Source organism: Phycisphaerae bacterium (assembly GCA_028714855.1).
Taxonomy (GTDB): domain Bacteria; phylum Planctomycetota; class Phycisphaerae; order Sedimentisphaerales; family Anaerobacaceae; genus CAIYOL01.
This window is the reverse complement of the sequence record JAQTLP010000011.1, coordinates 73,693-80,269: the sequence shown is the minus strand read 5'-3', so window position 1 is coordinate 80,269 and position 6,577 is coordinate 73,693. Positions and strand designations below refer to the sequence as shown.

The window sequence follows — 6,577 nt, the reverse complement described above, 5'->3', positions numbered from 1 at the left end:
TCTTCCTCTCATCCCAGTTAATGGTTTTGCGATTTTCATAGTTACGACACGCCCGACAAACACCTTCTTTATCAAAAATAGAACCGGGCCTCGTATCAGGCATCGCACATTTTTTGCAATAACGCATCGTTAAGCTCCTTTATTTCACAGGGTTTATATACTCCGTAGAGCATTTTTTAATTATACGTAACTTGTTTTTTAGAGTATCCATGCCGCCATTTTCAAAGAATAGGGCTATATTGGATAGCGAAAGGTCTTCCTTGCCATTTCTGATTAGATGATAGCGGGAAAAATCCACATGTTTTTTAGGACGCGAAATCTCAAGTTCAATGTTTCCTTCATTCTCAAGGCTCAAATTGCCGATTACTGTCGAGATAATACCGGAAGGATAGCTGGCATGCGTTATAAATTCCCCATCGAGAAGTTCTTTACAAATAATTTTGTCCGAAAGGTCAGCCAATTTATCCAGATTCTTTTTGGCTTCATCTTCCAATTCCGTCCTGAGAATTTCTAAAATTTCCTCCCGTAACGCCTCAATAATCCTTGTATCCTGATACGCCAGTGCTAGGTATAGAAAATTTAGCTTTCTAAAGTTCCTAACCATGCTGTCAAAGTTCGCTCGTACTTTATAAAACCGAACCATCTCCTGTGGCGTATCAAACCACTCATCCATGGACTCGGCTTTCATTCGGTCAAAAAATTTCTTTAGAATTAGATTCTTGCTTTGAGTAATCGCTAATAGCACCCTGCCTGGATTTACGCCGCACCTCTGACCAAGTTTAAGTACAGGTTTGAAATAACCCATATTCCAGATAAAGTAAATAAGCCAATGAAAAACTTTAAATTCATCAAGTTGCTCTTCTGTCATATCTTTTGTCGCCCGAACTGATTCCTCAATCTCAAACACAATCTGTTCGTCGAAGATACCATAAGCCCCCAAAATAGGACGATACTTCGTTGTTACTCCATATTCCTTACGATATTCATCAGTTTCATATTTTGTGCCGGGAAGCATGCGAATGTTGTAAGGATAGATTAAGTCAAATCCCATATCAAAGGCAGACATGAGAGTATTCAGATGACTTTGCGGGCCCTCTCCGGGAAGTCCAATCAATATGTCGGTAATTACATTCAGGTTCTTGTTTTTGTAAAAATTAATCTGTTCCGTATACTGACTGAAATTGCACTGCCCTCTGCCTGAATTCCTGAGAACAACTGGATCCGCGGATTGGATAGCAATATAACCACGTTTATTGTCAAGAATTTCCGCTATCTCAAGGGTGCGGGCACTTGCATTTTTCGAGTGCCATAGGGTAACATCAATGGGATACCCATATGTATCTGTAATCTCACGAACTTTTTTGGCGATATCTATGTCCCTTGGCAAAATACCAAAATTGGCGTCGCAGAAAGTCCATGCAACTTGACCAACACATTTTTCTGCTACATATTCGATCTCTTTTAATACGACTTCGATTGAACGTTGCCGCACTTTGGAAAGCGCTGATATCCCCCATGCACAATAAACACATCCGAAGGGACAACCTCGATTAGTCTCGAGCAACGGCATCATGTTGGCATCTGCCAAAAATCTGTCCAGCCACCCCGACAGATATGGGCTGGGCAAATCAATCTCCTTTGATTTGCCGGAGGCAGGTATGGGAGTAAAAACCAATTGATTTGCTTGGATTGAAGCACATCCCGGGACACTAGCCCTGGAATTACCACTGATTATTTCACCCACAAGATTAGCGAAGGGTTCTTCTCCTTCGTGTAAAATATAATAATCAAGCTCTGCATGTGTTGAAAGATAAGTTTGGATGCCACGAAGATCTGTTCTGATATTTGGACCGCCCATTACAGTTATTACATTTGGATTTAATCGCTTAGCCATTTTAATGAAAAGAACATCAAGCATAGCGTTCCAACTATAGTGACTTAAACCTAAAACGTCTGGAGGATTATTACACAATGCATCCTCCATGTCTTTTGGGTATTTAAAAATTGTAATGTCTACTTCGTTTGGATATTTCTGTTTAACATACGCGGCAATATAAGCAACGTTTAAAGGAACAACGTAATTTGTGCTTACGGTATCATACACCAAATCGCCTAAATAAATCTTTAACATAGGACTGTTTCTAATCTTATACCTGTTCAAACACACTCAAAACATTATCCTCGACATATTGAACATCCTCATCGCTCATTGTTCGGAATATTGGAATACTGATCTCCCTTTCGTAAAGATCTTTTGCTTTAGGGCATAAATCTCTGCTGTAACCAAGCCGCCGATAATACGGCTGAAGATAAACAGGTATATAATGCACCTGAACACCTACCCCCCTGAGGTGCAATTCTTCGAATATCTTAGGTTTCACACTTTTATATTCATCATTCAATCTTATGGCGTATAAGTGCCACGCAGACTTCACGCTGCTTTTTTCCACCGGCAGGTCAAAAAAAGGATTACCCTTAAACGCTCGGTTATACGCGTTGGCTATCCGCCTTCTTCCATGGATAAATATATCCAACTTTTTGAGCTGCGAAATCCCCAAGGCACATTGAATATCCGTCAGCCTGTAGTTGTAGCCTAAGTGTTGCATCTCATAATACCACTGGCCGGCATCCTCACTCTTATTGACAAAAGCACTGTCAGCCTTTGTAACTCCGTGTTGCCTGAACATAACAAGCTTCTCATGGTATTCTTTGTTGTTCGTTAAAACCGCCCCGCCTTCTCCTGTAGTAATCGATTTGACAGGGTGAAAACTGAACACCGCCATATCCGAATACTTGCAATCGCCAATCGCCGAACCAAGGTATTTCGCCCCCAAAGCATGACAGGCATCTTCTATCACTATCAAATTATGCTCCCTGGCAATTCCAGCTATTTTTTCCATATCAGCCGGATGACCGGCGAAGTGCACCGGCACAACTGCTTTGGTCTTACTCGTTATGGCCGGCTCGACCAACCCAGCGTCAATGTTGCCCGTGTCGGGCTCAACGTCAACAAAAACCGGCCGACCGCCCAAAAACAATGCTGCATTTGCTGTCGCCAAAAAAGTAATCGGAGATGTTATTACCTCACCGCCATCTTTTATGCCAGCCGCAAAGTATGCCCCATGAAGCGCAGCCGTCCCCGAAGAAAATGACACAGCATATTTCGCCCCGCAATAATCAGCCAACGCTCCATCAAACTCTTTTACTTTGGGCCCCTGTGTAAGAAAATCAGACCGTAACACCTCGACAACGGCCCGGATGTCGTCCTCCTCGATGCACTGATGCCCATAAGGTATGAACTTACTCAACTTCTATTGCCTTTAATATCTGTCTCAGTTGGTCCTGACTGAGCCACATATCATTCACATTGCTTTGAAAAACAAAGCCTTCCGGAACCGAAGGATACTTGGCATATCTTTTGTCAACTGTCATGCTTTCAAAAAACCGAGGCACAATCACATACATACCATCAAATATCTTGACGCTTCGTGACTCATCGTACGAAATCAAAGTTTCATGAAGTTTCTCCCCCGGTCTTATTCCCGTATATCTGAAAGTGCAGTTCGGCTCAATCGCTCTCGCCAAATCAGTAATCTTCATAGAAGGAATCTTTGGAACGAATATCTCTCCACCCTCTGCTTCTTTAAGAGCTTTCATCACCAGTTCAACACCTTGCTCCAGCGTAATCCAAAAACGAGTCATCCTTTCATCAGTGATGGGAAATTCCTTAATCCCGGAAACTTTCATCCCCAAAAATAATGGAACTACACTGCCGCGAGACCCCATCACGTTTCCGTACCTGACCACCGAAAACCGAACCTTCCCGCCGCTATATGCGTTGGCCGCTATGAATATCTTCTCAGCAACCAGTTTTGTTGCACCATAAAGGTTTATTGGGCTGACGGCTTTATCTGTCGAAAGTGCTATGACCTTCTTTACGCCGGTATCTATGGCTGCGTCAACTATATTGTTTGCCCCCATTACATTGGTATTGACTGCTTCAGTTGGATTATATTCCAAAGCCGGCACTTGCTTCAGGGCCGCTGCGTGCACAACATAATCTACCCCCTCAAAAGCCCTCAAAAGTCTGCTTTTGTCTCTTACATCTCCAAGAAAAAACCTTATCTGTTCTTTATAAGCTTCAAACTTTTCACGCATCATATATTGCTTATATTCATCTCTCGAATATACAATAACTTTGCGAGGCCCACATTCGGCAAGCACCCGTTTGGCAAAGGCCTGACCAAATGAGCCTGTGCCACCTGTAATCAAAATTATTTTACCGTTCAACATCTGTAATTCTCCGTCTGAACTAACACACCTTTCGAAATCTAAAATTCTCGACCCAAAACAATACCACCAGCTACTGCTCTATTCTTGAAGAATACTTACATTCCCCCTGTCTACAGGCTGCATCATCCATTTTAATTGAGGCCTGATAAAAACATCGTAAGTCTTCTCGTATATATTATTATAGCCCTTAAAGGCAACATTAAATTCAAGAATCTTATCGATAAAAACATGCTCTGTCTTTGGGTACACTAAGTGAACTGATAGAAAAAATGACCTCCCGCCGAATGTGTTCTTGGGAAAAACGCATGATGCTCTATAAACGCCTCGCTCAAGATTATAAAACCTTCGAGCAGCACTTGGGTCATCAATACAATGAGTCTCCAGAACCGGTGCAGTGTTCTCATCAACCACGCGGACTATAATAAATACCTCCCGAACCGGTTGCAGGCATTCAAACGTAATTGACGCAGTAATATCTTCATCAGAATGAAATAACTGCCTTGGAAGTCCGGAGTTATCAAGCATCGCAACCTCACGCAATCGCAAAAAAGGATTACCTTTTCTAATCCGACCTTCCATCCTTTGCTCTATATCGGCACTTGAAGCTACTGCCCCCTCAACGAGGTTCTGATCCAAATAATGCGCCACCACCTCATTCGTAGCCGAGTCCATCAAAAGCTTACCTTTATCAAGTAAAATGGTTCGCTGGCACAAGTTGCGAATCGCTGCCATATTATGGCTTACAAACAATATAGTACGCCCCCCCTCTGCGATGTCCTCCATTTTGCCGAGACACTTTTTCTGAAACTCAACATCTCCAACTGCCAGTACCTCATCGATAAACAAAATTTCAGGTTCCAGATGTGCCGCTACCGCAAAGGCTAGCCGGACGTACATTCCCGACGAGTACCGTTTTACAGGTGTATCGATAAACTTCTCTATGCCGGAAAAGTCGATTATCTCATCGAACTTACTCCTAACCTCAGCTTTTGTCATCCCGAGAATCGCACCGTTAAGGTAAACATTTTCGCGACCGGTCAACTCCTGATGAAAGCCGGTGCCTACTTCAAGCAATGATGCGACCCTGCCCTTAAGCTTAATCACTCCTTTTGTTGGAGTAGTAACACGTGATAGAATCTTCAGAAGAGTCGATTTGCCTGCACCGTTGCGCCCAATAATGCCGAGCACCGCTCCTTGTTGGACGTCAAATGAAATATCCCGAAGCGCCCAGAACCATTCACCGTCTAAACCAGGCCCGATGTCTTCCGTAATCTTCATATTAGGATCTGCCTTGCCTCGAATACGCGCCAACCAGCTCTCTATATCCTTATATAAAGTCCCGTGACCAATCACGCCGTAGCGATACTGCTTGGAAAGCTCTTCAACTTTTATAACCGTCTCTGGCATACTCAGACTGTATCCATAAAACTCTTTTCAACCCTGTTGAACAGGACACACCCCAAAAAAAGAATGACCAAAGTCACTGCCCAGCTAGTACAAATATAAACAGCATCCACAACCCCGCGACCAAAAAAAGCGTAACGAAATGATTCTATTACCGACGTCATTGGGTTAAGCATATAAATTGGCCGATACTTTTCAGGAATTGACGATGCGGGGATAATCACAGATGAAGCATACATCCATAGCTGAACTGCAAAAGTCATCACAAAAGTCAGGTCACGGTATTTGGTAGTAAGAGCGGAAACTAAAATACCCGCCCCTAAACTTAACACCGCCATTTGAAGAAGTAGAAAGGGCAGTAACAGTACGAAATAAGTCGGTCGAATGGCTGAATCCGTTGTAATAAAATAAACATAAAAGCCAAGAAAAAGGACAAATTGTATCCCGAATTTCGCCAAATTGATAATAACGACTGAAACAGGAGCTGTAAGTCGCGGAAAATACACCTTGCCAAAAATACCTGCATTTTTCACGAACGTGTTTGACGTCTCATTCAGACAGCCAGCAAAATAGCCCCAGGTAACATTACCCGCAAGAAGGAAAATAAACTTCGGAACCCCATCCATTGGAATACCCGCAAGTTTCCCGAAAATCACAGTGAAGACTACGGTGGTTAAAAGCGGCTGAATAATATACCAAAGAGGCCCAAGGGCCGTCTGTTTGTAAAATGTAACAAAATCCCGCTTGACGAAAAGAAATATCAGATCCCTGTAACGCCAGAGGTCACGAAGATGCAGGTCAAACCACAGCCTGCTCGGCTGGATAATCAGGCCCCATTTTTCTTGTTCTTTATATGTTTCGTCCACGAGAGATTACACTC

Annotated in this window: 6 protein-coding genes; all 6 read right to left on the bottom strand. The window is 43.0% G+C overall.

Going from position 1 to position 6,577, the window contains the following annotated elements; translation table 11 throughout:
• A partial coding sequence (locus PHG53_09420) for an N-acetyl sugar amidotransferase (protein MDD5381836.1) occupies positions 1–127 on the bottom strand: 127 nt, incomplete at its 3' end.
• 12 nt (positions 128–139) lie between these two features.
• Complete coding sequence (locus PHG53_09415; GenBank protein ID MDD5381835.1) at positions 140–2,131, bottom strand: radical SAM protein; 1,992 nt, start codon at positions 2,129–2,131, stop codon at positions 140–142.
• 16 nt (positions 2,132–2,147) lie between these two features.
• Entirely contained in the window at positions 2,148–3,308 is a 1,161-nt protein-coding gene (gene pseC, locus PHG53_09410) for a UDP-4-amino-4,6-dideoxy-N-acetyl-beta-L-altrosamine transaminase (protein MDD5381834.1), read from the bottom strand.
• The gene (gene pseB / locus PHG53_09405) at positions 3,301–4,293 is read right to left on the bottom strand and encodes a UDP-N-acetylglucosamine 4,6-dehydratase (inverting) (protein MDD5381833.1); all 993 of its coding nucleotides are present in this window, start codon (positions 4,291–4,293) and stop codon (positions 3,301–3,303) included. Before pseB ends, pseC begins: the two co-directional genes overlap by 8 nt.
• Before the next feature lie 78 nt (positions 4,294–4,371).
• Positions 4,372–5,700 (bottom strand): ABC transporter ATP-binding protein, encoded by a 1,329-nt coding sequence (locus PHG53_09400; protein ID MDD5381832.1) that lies wholly within the window; start codon positions 5,698–5,700, stop codon positions 4,372–4,374.
• Between the two features lie 2 nt (positions 5,701–5,702).
• Positions 5,703–6,563, bottom strand: coding sequence for an ABC transporter permease (locus PHG53_09395; protein MDD5381831.1), 861 nt, complete (start codon positions 6,561–6,563; stop codon positions 5,703–5,705).
• Between the last annotated feature and the right edge of the window lie 14 nt (positions 6,564–6,577).